Source organism: Stenotrophomonas bentonitica (genome assembly GCF_002887735.1).
GTDB classification, from domain to species: domain Bacteria; phylum Pseudomonadota; class Gammaproteobacteria; order Xanthomonadales; family Xanthomonadaceae; genus Stenotrophomonas; species Stenotrophomonas bentonitica_A.
The window spans coordinates 17789-34483 of the sequence record NZ_PKQP01000008.1 but is presented as its reverse complement, the minus strand read 5'-3'; the positions used below and the strand labels follow the sequence as shown (position 1 = coordinate 34483).

The following is a 16695-nucleotide window of genomic DNA, read 5'->3' as shown; positions in this document are numbered from 1 at the left end:
GTAACCGTGGCCGAAGCGGATATGCTTGCACGGATCCCATCCCGACCCGCAGGCAGCAGCGCGATGCACGCCAGAAGATGTTCCGTCCTGCTTTCTGCTGCGCTGCTGCTGTGTGCAGCGCTGCTCACCGCTGGATGTGCACGCACCCAGCGGGAGACCGTGTTTTCGTCAGACACGCTGAAGGTCGTGGCCGTGACGGAAAGCAGGCTGGATATCAACAGCAGCAAGTACCAGCACCACACCACGTACGCCGTTTACGAGAATGGCAGTGCGCTGTCAGATAAGGACTTCGCGACGCTGCTGCAGGATCATGCCGCCACAGACGCCCCGTTTGTGCATACCGATGCGGTGGTGCTGGACGAAGACGCAGTTCTGATGGCATCGCACAATCGTGACAGCTCACGCTGCTGGACAACGCGGCTTTCCGCGAGCCGCGGCAGGGCGACGCTGGAGAAGATCACGGCAGGGACCGTCGACTGCGGCATCCGTCCGGCACCGCCGGGCTGGCGGGCGCTCTACACAGACCGCAGTGATCTCATCCTGGTCCGTGAACACCCCTTCCAGGTCCATCCCATCGCGGGGTACGCGTACGTCCTGTGGATCGATGGCGACATCGCCGCCCTGTATCACAAAGACCGGGACCATGAGCGACTGGTCGTCAGGCTGGCGAGGATTTCGTCCGACACGCCCCTCGCCGAGCAGGCACTGCCGATGCGGACCTATGCGGAGCCGGACCTTCTGTATGCCTCGCCTGAGCAGCGCCGCCAATGGCTGTTCGATAACTTCACGGTGGCCATGGGGGCGTCCCCCTCGATCCAGCTGCGCCCCGATCATCGACTGGAGACGATCACGCCCGAGGTGTGGGCTCAGTACCAGGAAAACGACCGGCAGAACAAGGAACTCGATGCCCAGGCACGTGCCGCCGGGGACGCCTGGATCGAGGCACAGCGCCGGGAGCTGATGGAAGCGGACGCGACGGCGCGCGACGCCACGAAGTAACGCTGTCCGGCCCCTCGTCGAGCATCGCTGACGAGCAGCAGCATCATGACCAGTCCCTCCAGCAGACGCCTGCTGGCGCGCTCTGGACAACGTAGAGATTTGGTATGTTGAACACCCTCAATTCCGGCATTCAAGAGGTCTGGTGTTTCAGTGATAGAGACCCGCCTGCTCCAACAGTTCATTGCCGTGGCCGAGGAGCTGCACTTCAATCGCGCCGCCGAGCGGCTGCACATGGCGCAGCCGCCGCTGAGCCAGGCCATCCGCAAGCTGGAGGGCGCCGTCGGAGCCCCGTTGTTCGAGCGCACCCCTCGCAGCGTCGCGTTGACACCGGCGGGGGCAGCCTTCCTTGAGACCGCGCGCCGAACTGTGCAGTCGCTGGAGGAGGGCGTCGCCCAGACGCGCCGCGTGGCCCAGGGCATGGAGGGCCACCTGACCCTGACCTTCATCAACATCGCCCCCTATGCCTCGTTGCTGCAGGCGTTGCGCCACTTTCGCGAGCTCAACCCGGGCATCGCCTTCACGATGCGGGAGGCCACCACCCAGGAGCAGGTCAACGCCCTGGAGCAGGGAGAGGCGGATATCGGCTTCATGCGGACGCCGGGCACCACGACGCCGCACCTGCGCATGGAAAGGCTGCTGAGCGAACGGATCTGCGTCGCGCTGCCGGCCGGTCATCCGCTGGCGGCGAAGGCGGGCATCGACCTGGCATTGCTCAGGGACGAAGCATTCGTCGCCTCGCCCCGGACACTCGGCAAAGGATTTCATGACCAGCTGATCGGCCTGTGCCAGACAGCCGGGTTCGTGCCCGACATCGTGCAGCACGGCCGGCAGATGCAGACCTTGATTGCCTTGGTGGCTGCGGGGTTCGGTATCGCGCTGCTGCCCGCTTCGCTGGCGACGGAAACGCGCGAGGACGTTATGTTCCGTCCGCTCCAGGTGGAAGCGGCGGAGGACGTGTCACGGCTGGAGCTGTTCATGGCGTGGAACGAGACCCGGACCTCAGCGATCCGCGACCGGTTGATACAGGCGATTCTGCAGACCCGTTCTCTGCCCTGAGGTGACAAGACGCGCGGCGTCTTGCTGCAGTATGTAAACCGTCCTTCACCCGCACATGGCCAGGCACTAGGCTTCCGCAGCTCTGCTGGATAGGACCTGCGATGCCTGCTGCCATTTATGTGTTTTCCCTGTGCGCGTTCGCGTTCGGGCTCTCCGAGTTCGTGGTCGCGGGATTGTTGACCACCATTGCCGATGACCTCGGGGCGCGGATATCCCTCGTCGGCACGGTCATTGCCGCCTATGCACTGGGCGCGGCCATCGGCGCACCGTTCATCACCGCCCTGGTCGCGCACTGGCGGGACCGGCAGATCCTGCTGCTGGCCACGGCGTTGCTCGGACTGGGCAGCCTGCTGATGAGCGCCTCGCCCAATCTGGTTACACTGCTGGCCATCCGCTTCGTGGTCGGCCTCGGCCACGGCGTCTTCATGGCGGTCGCCTCCGACGCGGCGACCCGGCTCGTGGACCCGCAGCGATCCGGCCGGGCGCTGTCGGTCGTGTGGATCGGGTTGACCCTCGCGCTGGCGTTCGGCGTTCCGATCGGCACGTACCTGGGCAGTCTCTGGTCGTGGCGCGTGGTCTTCCTGTCCATCGGCGTCCTCAGCGTGGTCGGCATGCTGGGTCTGGCGCTGTGCATGCCGAGGGGAGCTGCCGGTTCGGCCCCGTCCCGCGGCGGGGCATGGAAGGGCATCCAGGCCATCATCCATCCCCAGCTCCTGACGACGGCCGGCATCGGCGCGCTGGTGAGCGTCGCGACGTTTTCGTTCTTCACCTTCGTCTCGCCGTATCTGCAGCAGGTCACTGGTGTGGACGTGCAGTGGCTGAGCCTGGGCATGCTGTTGTTCGGCGTCTGTGCGATCGCAGGCAACCTGCTCGGGGGAGCGCTGGGCGACGCGATGGACGGGGACCGCAGCCTTCAGTTGGCACTGTGCGCGTTGGCGTTGAATCTGCTCGGGCTCTACGTGTTCGCCAGCATGCCGGCCATGATGATGCTGCTGATCGGCACGCTGGGCATCTGTTTCTTCTGCATCGTGACGCTGCTGACGCTGCGTCTGCTCAAGCAGGCGCAGCGCTTGATTCCCGCCTACAGCCCGGTCGCGGCCGGGTTGAACATCGCCTCCTTCAACCTGGGCACCGCGCTCGGGGGCGCCATGGGCAGCCTTACGATCAGCTATGCAACGCTGGCATCGGTACCGCTGACAGGGGCCGTGGCCGCGGTACTGGCTGGCACCGTGTTGTATCGCCTTGCTCGCCGCAGGCACGGATCGCGTGTTTGAAGTGGTGGATCACGTCCGCTGCCGTTCAATACCCTCGAGATGCTCTGGAGCAGTCACCTCACTTGAAGCCGGCTGCCTTGCAGGCATCGACGAACGTCGCGCCTTGTTTATCCATGGCCGTTCTCACGCGCTTGCTGGCGGTCACAAGCGCCCCGCTGGGGGTGGCCCATTGCGCTTCCGGCAATGCCTGGGACCAGGCTTCCACCACGGCCGGCAGCGAAGGACGGCCGCGGCGATGGACCCATTCGGCGAGCAGGTAGGGCAGCTTCCAGAAGGTAAGGACACGCCACGCGTACCAGCGACGGAGCGGCCAGTAGGAGCGTTTGTCGTAGCCATACTTCTCCCGTTGTTCCAGCGTCAGATCATCACCGCCGTCGTCGAGCGAACCCATCGCGCGAGCATCCTCACGCTCGATCTCAAAGGTGTGCATGCCCTCATACGGCTTCAGTCGATCCTTGGTCGGGACCAACCCCAATGCCTGGAACCATGGGTTGGGTGCATTGAACAACTGCCCGTCCTCCATGTAGTTCCGGATCGACGCCCACAGGCCCAGTGAGTGCGAATCACTGGGTTGTGGCAGCAGGACAAACTGCACGGTGTCGCGCTCTTCATCCTCCAGGCCCATGCCGAAGGTGTACTGGCGCGTTGTGCCATACGGGGTGATGCCTTGTGAATTGGACACCCAGGCAACGATGCTCTCCCAGGGCACGATCAGGGCACGGCCGCTCTCGCGGTCGATGTAGCACACCTCGCGACGCTGACGGTTGAAGCGCACCGGATAGGGCTTTGCGCATTTGAACTCATCCGAGAACATCCCGTAGGCGAATGCCCCCAAGGGGAGGATGCCGAGAAGCGCGCCGGCAGAAAACACTTGAATGAACATCTTCAAATCCGCCCATGGCGTCGGGAAGTTCTCCGGGTAGGCGAGCACCAGGTAGAACATGATGAGCGCGGGCACGATGAACGCGAGCACGAACAGGCCGACGATTCCGCCGGCAAGCATTTTGCCGCCCTCTACGGTTCCCCAGTTGCTCCCTCCCAGGTCCAGGAACACATCATTGATGTCCGAAAAATGGCGACGGGAGGATTGCACCTGCCCGGTGTACACCGGCAAGGGAGACAGGAACAGCGTCTCGGTCGCGCCTTCAACCCGGATCTCGCCCGCTGAAGGGCGTTGACTGCGGACGTCGAGCGCAGCGGTCGCTGCCACAGTCGTGCGGCTCTTCCTGAAGAATCGTTGAAACATGCAAGCTCGCCGGGCGGACAACCGCGCATGATTTCACAGGCACTATCGGCTGTCACCATCCCCTGGAATCACAGCGTCTACCAGTTCCACCGCATGCCCAGCTTGCCGTTCCACGCGTTCTCGTCGCCATTGAAGCTCCAGCTGTAATCGAGATCGGCAAACAGGTAGCCGGTCTGGGTGACCTGCCAGGTTCCGCCGATGCCCACTTCGCCCCATGAGCCGCCCATATCCACGGCGAACTGCACGTAGCCGCTGTTGGTGGCGAACGCGGCGCGGGGCGTGCCGCGGAACTCGTGCCACACGTTGGCGCGCAGCCAGGCATTGCTGCTGCGGGCCTCACCCTGCGCGGTCTCGTGCTGGCCGGTGCGATTCAATCGCGCGCCGATGCGCCCGACCAGCGAGTCACCGTCGCTGAAGTGCACCTGCGCGGTGTGATCATCGAGGTCGTCGACGTCGATCTGCTGCCAGATCACCTGCGCCTGCGGCTCCAGACGCCAACGCCCGTCCTCGCCGGAGGACCCGTCGCCCTCGTTGAGGATGAACGGCCAGCCGCCTTCCAGCGACAGCGCCAGCCCATCGGCATCGACAAAACTGTCGGACGTGCGCGGGGACTGCAGGCGCATGTCATACCAGGTGTACTGGGCCACGGCGTCGATATAGGCGCCTTTGGCGGAGAACGCTGTCCAGTAGCCGCCGACTGAGCCGGCCTTGAACCGGTCAGTGCCAGCATGGAAGCGGTAATCCAGGAGGTTGTGCCGCACCTCGCCCTTGCCTTTGCCATACGCGAGGTAGACACCGGCGTGACGGCGGCGCAGGTCATCGGCATCCACGCGCCGGTAGAGGTCGGTACCGATCTGCAACGCATCGAAACGGTAGTCGAAGTCGGGCCCGCGATCGCCATAGATGCCGCGCCGGCCACCATCATGTTCGCCGTCGTGGCCGAGATAGCGCATCCAGGCGCCATTGAATCCGCTACGTTCGGTATCCAGGTCGCCGCGCTGATGCAGCAGCTGCTCATCGCCGACCCGTTCGTGCAGGGTATCGATCAGGGTGCGGCCGTACACCTGGGCCATCGCCGGTACGGCCGCGATCAGCGACACCTCCTGGCGATAGGCCGGGGGTGGCGAGGGGCTGGGCGGTTCAGGGGGCACGGGATCCGGCGGAGCAGGATCCGGTGGCGGCGGGAGAGGAGGGGCGGGGCAGGGCGGTACCGGCGCGCCCGGGCTGGCGCAGTCGATCACCGAGCGCAGGTACCAGCTGTTCTCCACATCCGCGCCGGAGACCGTGGCCGCGCCGCCGCGGTACAGGAAGTACTCGTACGGACCCGCCACCACCGGTGCCGCCAGCGCGAAGTTGTCGGGCGTGCTGGTGGCGTTGCGTGCCTGCACCACACGGATGCCATCGGCCAGCGTCCGGTCGCCACGTCCGCCGGTGTTGTGTATCTCCAGCACGCCCGGGCCACTGCTGCTGCCATCCACCACGACCAGCTGGTCCGAGGGCGAGGCATCGTCGCCCAGCCAGGTGTTCAGCGCGAGCGTGCCATTACCGCTGTAGCGCGACACGGTCAGGGTTCTGTAGCTGACCACTTGGACGGGATCTCCGCCAGGCACCGCGAACGCGATCCGGCTGCGATCATTGAGCAGCGTGGTGAGCGTGGAGCTGCCGGTCAGGTTCCACAGCGTGTCATGCAGCGCCACATTGGAGAGGCTGCCGGGCAGGGTGATCGCGGCGCCGGTGAGCACGCTGCCGGTCGCGGTGATGCTGGCAAGGGTCGGGGTGTCGGCGGCCGGCAACACACCCTGCGGCGCCGGTAAGGCCATCGGCAGGGGCACTGGCGGATCATCGGGCGGAAGGTCCGGGGGAAGGAGCGGGACAGCGGCGTCGAGCCCGTCGAAATCGGCAATGGCACCGACCTTGAGCCACAGGTCGCGGCCTTGCACCGTGGTGCCGGTCAGGTCGATCTGCGCCGCACCGATGGCGCCCACGCCGGGGCCGTCCGCAGCGGATAGCGTGGACTGCGTAACGAACGCCGAGGCTGGGGCGGGGTCGCCACGGACCAGCAACGCCGCCGCGCCGGGACCGGTCGTGGCCAGCGTGGTATCCGCCACGTCCACCCGACCGCCGTTCCATGCCACCGCTGCGTGGGCCAGCGCACCGCGGGTAGTGACATGGCTGCCGCCGCCCAGCAGCAGGTGCCCGTTGTCGGCCCAGGCAATCAGCCCGTGCGCCTGCAAGCCTGTGGTGGCGATGCTGCTTGCCGTCGCGGTCAGCAGGCTGTCGGCATACGCGGCCAGCCCGTAGCCATGCAACCCGCTGGTGGTGACGGTCATGCCGCTCGTACGGATCTGCCCAGCCCCCGCCGCGCGTGCACCGATGGAATCGGTGCCGCACGTGGAGACACTCACATTGGCCAGGGTCGCGATCGCATCCACGCCCTGGATGTTGAAGCCTTCGCTGGCGTTGCCCAGCGTAGTGATACTGCTGCGTGCGCCGTCGGCCTGCCCCGTCACCGGAGTGACGTTCATCCAGACCCGCCCCCCGGCCGTGCCCACATACACCCCGTGCCCGGAGATGCCGGACGCCATGAAGGCAGCGGGGTCGGTCACCGGGTCGCCGCCTGCATCGATCGGCCTGCCAAAGGTCGGCAGCGCCAGGTCGGTTCCCAGCAGGACGCCGGTACGGATCGTGTCGCCACTGGAGATCAGCGTGCCCGCGGTGCCACCGCTGGCGTTGAGCGTCATCCCGGGGCGGCCTGAGTTGATGATGGTCGTTCCAGCGCTGTCGATGGTGCCGCCGGTGGCGTTCAGCCCGATGCCACCCGCGCCACCGCCGCCGATGTAGAGATTGCGCGCGGTGATGCGGGTTGCCGCGCCATCGGCACGGATACCGCCCCCGCTTCCCGAGGTGGTCAGGATGCTGTCGGTGACGCTGACCTGCGCGCCAGCCTGGCCATACACGCCGTTGGCATTGAGATCGGTGGTGCGCGTGTCCAGGCGCAGCAACGCCGCCTGTGGTCCGACCCCGCCGACGGCGCCCTGGACCAGCACGGCGTTGGCGTTCATCCCGTGCGTGGTGATCACCGTGTCTGCTGCCTGCAGCCGCGAGGTCGCGGAAGCCGCCTGGGCTACCAGCACGCCGGTGCTGTTGTTGCCGTAGGTCTCGATACGGGTCGTGGTGCCCAACGCTGAGCCATCGGCCGCCACGTCCAGCCGCAGCGTGCCACCCGTGGAGGACACCTGCGCGCCGTTCGCCCCGGTGGTGCCGGTGGCCACATACGCGGCAGGATCCGTGGTGGCATTGCCGCCGGCATCCACCGGCAGGCCATAGCTGGCGGCGGCAGGATCCGTGCCGAGCTGTACGCCGGTCAGCAGGGCATTGCCTTGGCTGACCACGGTACCGCCGCTGGCGGCCTGCAGGCCAACCGCCGCGTTGCCGCCGGCAATGCCGGAGGTGTAGATCGCACTGCCGCTCAGCGTGAGCGTGCCTGATGTCAGCGCATGGCCAGCGATGGCACCGTTGAGCAGCGTTGAGAGGCGCAGCCCGTTTGCCGTAAGCGCGCTGCCACCGCCTTCGGCCCGCAGCGCATTGCCGGTCTGTCCTGCAGCAATGACGACACCCGGCGCTCCTGCCAGTGTGACCGTGCTGCCGCTCCCGGCCAGCACGCCGTGCGCATTCTGCCCGGCCACGCGGATGTCCAGCCCATCAACCTGCACCTGGGAGGTGCCGGTGGCCGACAGCCCGTGCGCGGTGATGCCGGTGGCGTTGATGGTCAGCCCGGACAAGGTGCCTTGCGCATCAGCGAACACCAGGCCGGTCGCGCCGGTGCCGGTGGTATCGATGGAAAGCTGGGATGCCTGGAGGCGCGAACCGGTGGCAAAGCGTCCACCACTGTTGTTGTTGCCGCGGGTGAGGATGTTCACCGCATGCACGTCGAACTGCGCGCCGCTGGCGCCGAGCAACCCGTGGCTTCCATTGGTTGCACCGGCGCCGGTGCCGAGGATATGGATCGATGTGGTGCCACCCGTGGGAACGCCGGCGCTGTCCACATTCAACCGGACGGTGCCGTCAATGGCACTGATGCCGTGGGCCGCCGTTGCGGCCTTGCCCACGTAGGCATCGGGATCGGTGACGAGATTGCCGCTGGCGTCCACCGGCAGACCGTAGGTGGCGGGATTGCCGGGTTGCGTCCCCAGCAATATCCCGGTGGCAATGACATCGCCGCTGCCGGTGAAGCGGCCGCCTGCGACCTGGATGCCTTCACTGTTGGCCAGGGACGTGTAGAAACGCGTGCCGTTGGAGGTCAACGTGGTGCCTGCCTCCAGGCGGGCAGCAGGCCCCCCGGCGCCCAGCCGGCTGACGGTGGAGCCGGCCGCCAGGAAGTTGACCGCGCCCGCGTTGGTCGAGCAGACCGTGGCCGTGTTGGCGGCACTGGTGATCAACGCCACCGCGCCGGTAGCGTTGATCACGCCGGCATTGGCGGCATAGAAGGCCGGTGCACCGACGGTGGTCGGCGCGTAGGTGCCGCTTGCGACCGTCAGGACCGTGCCGTTCGCGCGGACCTGCTGGGCGGGTACGCTTGCCGGTACCGTGATACAGCTGGCCGCGTCCACGCTCTGCGCCAATGCGCACCAGGGCGCCGACGCAGCCAGCCCGACCACGAGCAGGCTGCCGCGGATCGATTGCGGTGACACGAACGTACCCGCACACGTCACGCCGGAGGCTGCTCGGCGACCAGATCGGGAAGTCTCCACGTTTTATCCATGATGTGCTGTGTTGATCTACATGCACGACGTCGCCACGCATGGCGGGCACCGGGTGTGACTCGAGTCTGGCCACAGCGCTCCACGTGCTCAACCGCAATACGTGCGGGGTGAGGTCAGTAAAACTACCGGCACCCGCGGCGCACAGCCTCCCGCAGACATCCGACGCAGCGCTGACATCGGCCCGGGTATAGTGATCCTGACTTCACCGCAAGGATCGAAGCTATGCAGAAGGGCTCGGATCTACTGGTCAAGGCGCTGGAGAACGAGGGCGTCGACCGCATCTTTGGTGTGCCGGGCGAGGAGAATCTGGACTTCCTGGAGTCGCTCCGGACCTCGCGCATCGAGTTGGTGCTCACCCGCCACGAGCAGGCGGCCGCGTTCATGGCCGCCACCCACGGCCGGCTCACCGGCAGGCCAGGTGTATGCCTGGCCACGCTCGGCCCGGGCGCGCTGAATTTCTCCACCGGCGCGGCCTATGCCCACCTCGGCGCGTGGCCGATGATTCTGATCACGGGGCAGAAGCCGGTGATGAGCGCCAAGCAGGCACGGTTCCAGATCGTGGATATCGTGGCCTCGATGAAGCCGCTCACGAAAATGACGCGTCAGATCGTCAGCCCGGCCGCGATTCCGGCCACGGTGCGCGATGCCTTCCGCGTGGCCATGGAAGAGCGCCCAGGGCCGGTGCATCTGGAGCTCCCGGAGGATGTCGCCGGCGAGGAGGTGGAGGATATCCCCGTCATCCCGGTTCATCCGCTGGAGCGTCCGATCGCACCGTCTGCCGCGCTCGACCGCGCAGAAGCGGCCATCCTGACCGCCAAACGGCCGCTGGTGATGATCGGTGCGGCGGGAAGCCGCCCGTGGCTCGCCGAGGCGCTTTCCGCATTCGTTGCGCGCACGCGCCTGCCGTTCTTCAATACACAGATGGGCAAGGGTGCGGTCACCGGCGGCTCCAACCTCTACATGGGTACGGCCGCGCTCTCCGAGGGCGACTACGTGCACGAGGCGGTCGCCCGCGCCGACCTGATCATCGCCATCGGCCATGACACCATCGAAAAGCCACCGTTCCTGATGAAGAGCGGCGGCGGACCCAGGGTCGTGCACATCAGCTTCCAGTCCGCGACCGTGGAGCAGGTCTACCAGCCGGATATCGAAGTGCTGGGCGACATCGGGGCTTCGGTGGATGCCCTGGCCGAACGGCTGGAAGGGCGGTTGCCTGCGGACGAGGGCATGATCGCCCTGCGCCAGAGAATCCTGGCCCGCATCAACGACCGCGCCGAAGAGGACCGTTTCCCGGTCACGCCGCAGCGGCTGGTGCACGACGTGCGCCGGTCCATGCCGGACGACGGCATCGTCTGCCTCGACAACGGCATGTACAAGATCTGGTTCGCGCGCAACTACCGCACGCACGTGGCCAACACGCTGCTGCTGGACAACGCGCTCGCCACCATGGGCGCTGGCCTGCCGTCGGCGATGATGGCTGCCATGCTGTACCCGCAGCGCCGCGTCATGGCCGTATGCGGTGACGGCGGCTTCATGATGAACTCCCAGGAGATGGAAACCGCGGTGCGCCTGGGGCTCAACTTGGTGGTGGTGATCCTCAACGACAGCGCCTACGGCATGATCCGCTGGAAACAGGCAGTGGATGGCTTCGACGATTTCGGCATGCGCTTCGGCAATCCGGATTTCGTGAAGTATGCCGAAGCCTACGGTGCGAAGGGGAGCCGGGTGACCGCAGTAGGCGACCTGGTGCCCATGATCGAAGCCGCTTTCGCCGGCGGCGGCGTCCACGTGCTGGATGTACCGATCGACTATGCCGAGAACACCCGCGTGCTGGTCGATGAACTTCGCAACCGCACGCCGGACGTGGGCTGTGATTGATCGTCATCCCTGATGCTGAGCAAGGAACCCAACATGCTGACTGTCGTCCAGGCGTTCGACCGTGCCCCCATCGCCGAGATCGGGTTGGATACCGCCGCGGCCCTGGAGCGCAAGCTTAGTGCCGCCGAGCGGGTATTCAAGGACCGCGACGGCTGGCTCGCGCCGCACCAGCGCATCGCGATCCTGCGCCGGCTCGCCGCGCTGATGGACGCCCGGCGTGATCATCTGGCGCTGCAGATTGCCCGGGAGGGCGGCAAGCCGCTGCCGGACGCCATCGTCGAAACCACGCGCGCCATCGACGGTGTCCACAACGCCGCCGACGAGCTGCGCAACTTCGCCGGTCGCGAAATCCCGATGGGGCTGTCGGCCGCGGCGGAGGGCCGTTGGGCGTTCACCACGCGGGAGCCGATCGGCGTGGTTGCCGCGATCTCTGCGTTCAACCACCCCCTGAACCTGATCGTCCACCAGGTGGCGCCGGCCATCGCCGTCGGGTGCCCGGTGATCATCAAACCTGCCTCCGCGACGCCATTGTCGTGCTTGGAATTCGTCGCGATGGTGCACGAGGCCGGGCTGCCCGAGCCGTGGTGCCAGAGCTTCCTGCCGGAGGGCAACGACCTGGCCGAGGCGCTGGCCACCGACAAGCGGGTGGCCTTCCTGAGCTTCATCGGCTCGGCCAGGGTAGGGTGGTCGCTGCACGCCAAGCTCGCACACGGTGCGCGTTCGGCGCTGGAACACGGCGGGGTCGCCCCGGCCATCGTCGATCGCAGCGCCGACCTCGGCAGGATCATCGAACCGGTCGTCAAAGGCGGCTACTACCATGCAGGCCAGGTGTGCGTCTCCACCCAGCGCGTCTTCGTCCACGAGGATGTTGCCGATGACTTTACCCAGGCACTCATCGCACGGGTCGAGCGCCTGCGCACCGGCGACCCCACGCTGAAGGACACGAATGTCGGCCCGCTGATCCAGCCACGCGAGGTCGACCGCGTCGCCGAATGGATTGACGAAGCAGTAAGTGGCGGGGCGCAGCTGGCCACCGGCGGCAAGCGACTTTCCGAGACCATGCTGCAGCCCACGGTGCTGCTGGATCCGGCCAGCGACGCACGGATCACCATGCAGGAAGTGTTCGGGCCGGTGGTGGCGGTGTATCGCTATACCGACCTGGACGAGGCGATCGCGCGTGCCAACTCACTGCCTACCGCGTTCCAGGCGAGCGTATTCGCGCAGGATATCGATATCGCCATGCGCGCCGCCAACCGGCTGGATGCCTCGGCCGTGATGATCAATGATGCCACCGCGTTCCGGACCGACTGGATGCCCTTCGCCGGGCGCCGCGAGTCGGGGTATGGCACGGGCGGCATCCCGTACACGATGCGGGACATGTCACAGGAGAAGATGATCCTGATGCGCAGGAGCTGAGCGGGCAGGCGACGTCTACGGCGTTGGCTGCGTAATGTACGTCCGTATGCCTGACACCTGTCACTTGTGACGGGTCGGTGCAAAGCGAGAATGGACCCATTCCCGCACGGCGCTGCATCGCCGGCACCCACCCAGCTCAAGGACGCCCCGTGAACATGCTGCATCCCCTTCTCTCGAACACCCCGGTGTGGGTCTGGGCGCTTCTGGTCTTTCTGGTCGCACGGGGCGTCGCCGCCATGAAACCTGGAGAAACCTCGCTCACGAAACTGGCCATCGTGCCGGCCCTTTTCGTGGCGTGGGGCATCGTGTCGATAAACCACCGGTTCGGCAATGCCTGGGAAGCGTGGGGTCAGTGGTCGGTGGGCATCGGTGCAGGCGTGGGCCTTGGATGGCTGCTGCTGCGCCGGGCAACGCTCACCCTGAATCCGTCGACGGGAGAGCTGTGGCGCAGTGCGGACTACAGTCTCCTGCCGCTGCTCCTGGTGACGTTTGCGGTGAAGTACGGCTTCGAGTGCGCGCTATCCGTATCCCCCTCACTGAGCGCGGACGGCAGTTTCCGCGCCGCGTATCTGCTGCTGTCTGGCGGGTTCACGGGCATCTTCCTCGGCAAGTATCTGCGGTACCTGCGCGCGTCTCGGCTTGCTGTACTGGGTAGAACCCTGGATGCGGCGGGCTGAGTTGGTACCGGCGCACGTCGGCAGTCCCGGTCAGAGACTCATCCGGCTATGGTTCACCGCGACCCAGGCACCGAGCAGAGTGCGCGACACAGCATCGGCGTGGCTTCAAGCGAGACGTCGATCCGCACTTCCCCGGCAGCGGGGGAACTGACTGCAGCCAAAGAACGACTCACCGGTGCGCCGGTTGGTTCGCTGCACCAGTGTGCTGCCGCATCGAGGACAGCCCTCACTCAACGCAGGTGTTTCCTTCGGCGGTGCGATCTTTGGCTCAATACGTGGGTTGGGCGCGGTTGGCCACACATCCGCGTTGCGTGACGCCTGGATCATCTCCAGCAACGTTGCCCCGTCCATCAGCTCGATGGGCTTGCCCTGTGCAAACGCCTCAGCGTCGCGGGTGAATGCCCCAATGCAGACGATCCTGACCGCATCCGCGCGATGGTGGGCCAACAGGCCAGCCATCTCGCGCACAACGCTCACGCCGACCTGCTGGCGCTTCCATTGCTTGCACTGGACCAGAATGCGCCGGCCGTCCTTGCGAAGGATCAGATCGATGCCGCCATCCGGGCCGCCAAGGCCCGTCTCTTCGACGGTGTAGCCCTGCCGGCGAAACGCTTCGCCTACCAACTGTTCGAACTGGCGCCAGCCACCGACGGCCAGACTCTCCAGCGTGGTCCTGCTATCCAGCAGGTGACGCCGATATCTGGCACGCAGGAACGAGAGGAGGGCGGCCATCCAGCAGAGACCCAGCAGCACCCAGGCGAGCGGGGCGAGTACCTGTCCGAACTCTCCCGCAAGGCCGGCAGCCAGCGTGCCGCCCTGGCGCGAGAACCACCACGGGATCCCGTACCGAAGCGCGCTGTAGCCGGCCATGCCGACCAGGATCCCGACCGGCCAAGGCAGGCCGATCAAGGCGTCAAATCCGGTCGATGTCCTTCTACGTCCCATGTAGGCAGCCTGTTTCCCCTGGCGCCAACATACCACCCTGAGGGCCAATATCTGATGCCGTGCGGCAGGAGGTAAGCCGCTCCCGGTCAGTGCGATCTCGCCGTCTTGCACGTCACGGCTTTGCCGGCCTCACGACGTAGCGCTCCCAGTAGCCGGCAAGCTGAGCCGCCTTTCGGTTGCTCAGCTCGCTGCCGAGGGTCTGCTGTATCCCTGCTGCTTCCTCGCCACGCTCGGCACGGTACAACTCGCGGGCCGTCTCGAGCAGCGCCCGCTGGCGTACGTTGAGGTTACCGAAGGGGTCGAAGTAAGAGTCAAGGCGTGACGCGTCAGCCACCCCGGTCCACGTGAAGCGTGCTTCGCCCGCCTCCGTGGCAACGGATCGGTACCGGTCCACGGCCATCGCCGGCGTGGCCCTGCCTTCCAGCACATCCAGGCGCGTCTGCAGCAACGCGACTTCAGGCGAGTTGCGCTCTACCTTGAGGGCTTGCACCGACTCCCGAACAAACGCGCGGTCCATGTTGCCGGTGCCAGACTGGACGCCCAGCAGGTTGAAGCTGGCGACAGCGGCGTGGTACTCACGGCGCCCCTCCCGCTGCACCAGCGCCTCACCGGGTTCGCCGAGGCTGGAGGGCTGTACGATCCGCAGGTCCGGGGAAGCGGCCAGGATCGCTTCGATGTCCCGCTTGTGGAACTCGCCAACCACCACGACAACCGTGCCGCCGGGGCGCGCTTTCACCGCGGCGGCTACCCGCTGCGCCTGCAGGTAGGTGCGATAGAGATACAGCCTGCGCGGCAGGTCATCCGCTGCCCGCTTGGCCGGCGTTGCGGCCCATTGCGCGATCCGCTCCACGTTCTTTGCCTCGTCGGCGTGGAAGAGATCCCGCGTGAGCTGGCTCGGGGAGGGGAATGAAAGGAACTGCTGGAACCCGCTGGCAGGGCGCAGTTCCGGCGGGGCCCCCAGGTCCAGGCCGAATCCAAGCTTGGCATCTTCGACGGGTGGCTCCCAGTCGATGGGACACAGATCGATCCCGTTGCGCCGGGCGAAAGGAACCACGACGTCCTGAACTTCGTAGGTGAACTCGTAATAGTCGTTGCGTGCGAAGGCCTGCGGCGACCGCTCGATGCAGATGGCATCGGGCCTGGCATGCGCCAGGAAGGCCGCAAGGCGGGCAGGGCGGTCATTTTTGGCCACAAGCTGGGCAGCGTGGTCCACGCCAAGCACGATCACGGTTGTCGTCCCGTCGGCGGCATTGGAACCTGCTCCGGCCGTCGCACACATCAACAGCAGCGCTGCCGAGAAAAATAGACGCCTCACACGTACTCCCTCCATTCCATTGGAACCAACATAGCGTGCACAGCCCCCTGGCTCGTGTGCCATTGGTTGTAGTCACGCCGCAGCTGCGATGCTGCAACTGGATCGTTACAGGGGCCAGCCTGCCTCTGGCGCCAGATGTCAATGACGCGGTAAGTTTCCATGACACGCCGCTGGACGGCGTCCAACAGGGACGTACCTCAATGCACCCCGATCACCGCAGCTACTTCAGGTTCACCTCGAAAGCCCGACTGAACCAATCCGTCAACGCCCTGATCGGCATCGTCGAAGGGATCGTGATCGACGGCCAGATCAATCCCCTTGAGCTCGACTACCTCAACCTGTGGTTGGTCGAGCACGAGGCAGTGCGAGAGCAGCACCCATTCAACGAGCTGGTGCCGGTTGTCACTACCGCCGTGGCCGACGGCGTCCTGACCGAGGAAGAGCGCGCAGACATCCTGTGGCTGTGCGAACGGCTGCGCTCCACCGAGTTCTACGCCGATGTGACTGCCGACCTGCAGCGATTGCACGGAATCCTGGGGGGCATCGTTGCGGATACGCACATCTCCATGGAAGAGCTCCGCGCCCTGTCAGATTGGATGGCAGATCACGAGCACCTGAGGACATGCTGGCCATTTGACGAGGTGGGGAGCCTCATCACAGGCGTACTCGCCGACGGACAGATAGACCCGAAGGAACACGCGTTGCTCCTCGCATTCTTCGCGGAGTTCACGCCACTGCTCGACGACCGTACGATTACCAATCCGCTCGTACTGAAAGAACAGAGGATCGTCGGCTTGTGCGCCGTGGATCCCGAGATCAACTTTCTGGATAGGGGCTTTTGCTTTACCGGCGCATCGTCACGCTTCACCCGCACCGAGTTCCAACAGATCGTCGAGAGGCTCGGGGGATCGGCCCACTCAGCCCCATCGAAGAAGGTCCACTACCTGGTCATCGGCGCGGAAGGCAATCCTTGTTGGGCCTTTGCCTGCTACGGACGCAAGGTCGAAAAGGCCATTGAGCTTCGTAAATCAGGGTCACGGCTCGTACTCGTCCACGAGCTCGACTTTCACGATGCATTGGCCGACCACGGCGGCTGATTCGCCTGGGCCGCAAACAGCCTTAGGGC

Annotated in this window: 11 protein-coding genes; 7 read left to right on the top strand and 4 right to left on the bottom strand. The window is 65.9% G+C overall.

Annotated elements, in window-relative coordinates:
- Positions 1 to 21: 21 nt before the first annotated feature.
- The 3 genes from C0R07_RS14495 (at position 22) to C0R07_RS14485 (ending at position 3329) form a co-directional block, all read left to right on the top strand.
- Complete coding sequence (locus C0R07_RS14495; protein WP_139146394.1) at positions 22 to 999, top strand: hypothetical protein; 978 nt, start codon at positions 22 to 24, stop codon at positions 997 to 999.
- Between the two features lie 150 nt (positions 1000 to 1149).
- Positions 1150 to 2055, top strand: coding sequence for a LysR substrate-binding domain-containing protein (locus C0R07_RS14490; RefSeq protein ID WP_102789252.1), 906 nt, complete (start codon positions 1150 to 1152; stop codon positions 2053 to 2055).
- 101 nt (positions 2056 to 2156) lie between these two features.
- Positions 2157 to 3329 carry an MFS transporter gene (locus tag C0R07_RS14485; protein ID WP_102789251.1) on the top strand — a complete coding sequence of 391 codons (1173 nt, stop codon included), beginning with the start codon at positions 2157 to 2159 and terminating at the stop codon, positions 3327 to 3329.
- A gap of 58 nt (positions 3330 to 3387) precedes the next feature.
- On the opposite strand, the gene C0R07_RS14480 is transcribed toward C0R07_RS14485, so the two are convergent.
- Complete coding sequence (locus C0R07_RS14480) at positions 3388 to 4575, bottom strand: DUF6708 domain-containing protein (protein WP_217350026.1); 1188 nt, start codon at positions 4573 to 4575, stop codon at positions 3388 to 3390.
- Positions 4576 to 4652: 77 nt separating this feature from the next.
- Positions 4653 to 9266, bottom strand: coding sequence for an autotransporter outer membrane beta-barrel domain-containing protein (locus C0R07_RS14475; protein ID WP_146027617.1), 4614 nt, complete (start codon positions 9264 to 9266; stop codon positions 4653 to 4655).
- A 294-nt stretch (positions 9267 to 9560) separates the two neighbouring features.
- Between C0R07_RS14475 and C0R07_RS14470 the strand changes: the two genes are divergently transcribed.
- The 3 genes from C0R07_RS14470 (at position 9561) to C0R07_RS14460 (ending at position 13309) form a co-directional block, all read left to right on the top strand.
- Positions 9561 to 11216 (top strand): acetolactate synthase large subunit, encoded by a 1656-nt coding sequence (locus C0R07_RS14470; RefSeq protein ID WP_102789249.1) that lies wholly within the window; start codon positions 9561 to 9563, stop codon positions 11214 to 11216.
- A gap of 33 nt (positions 11217 to 11249) precedes the next feature.
- Entirely contained in the window at positions 11250 to 12632 is a 1383-nt protein-coding gene (locus tag C0R07_RS14465) for an aldehyde dehydrogenase family protein (RefSeq protein ID WP_102789341.1), read from the top strand.
- Between the two features lie 155 nt (positions 12633 to 12787).
- Positions 12788 to 13309: a DUF6622 family protein gene (locus C0R07_RS14460; protein WP_102789248.1), complete on the top strand. Its 522-nt coding sequence runs from the start codon at positions 12788 to 12790 to the stop codon at positions 13307 to 13309.
- Positions 13310 to 13414: 105 nt separating this feature from the next.
- Here C0R07_RS14460 and C0R07_RS14455 read toward each other — a convergent pair whose 3' ends face one another.
- Together C0R07_RS14455 and C0R07_RS14450 are read right to left on the bottom strand one after the other, a co-directional pair.
- Positions 13415 to 14254, bottom strand: coding sequence for a restriction endonuclease (locus tag C0R07_RS14455; protein ID WP_102789247.1), 840 nt, complete (start codon positions 14252 to 14254; stop codon positions 13415 to 13417).
- Positions 14255 to 14366: 112 nt separating this feature from the next.
- Entirely contained in the window at positions 14367 to 15482 is a 1116-nt protein-coding gene (locus tag C0R07_RS14450; RefSeq protein WP_254427861.1) for a hypothetical protein, read from the bottom strand.
- Positions 15483 to 15604: 122 nt separating this feature from the next.
- On the opposite strand from C0R07_RS14450, the gene C0R07_RS14440 reads away from it, so the two are divergent.
- Entirely contained in the window at positions 15605 to 16666 is a 1062-nt protein-coding gene (locus tag C0R07_RS14440) for a BRCT domain-containing protein (RefSeq protein WP_254427860.1), read from the top strand.
- Positions 16667 to 16695: the final 29 nt, after the last annotated feature.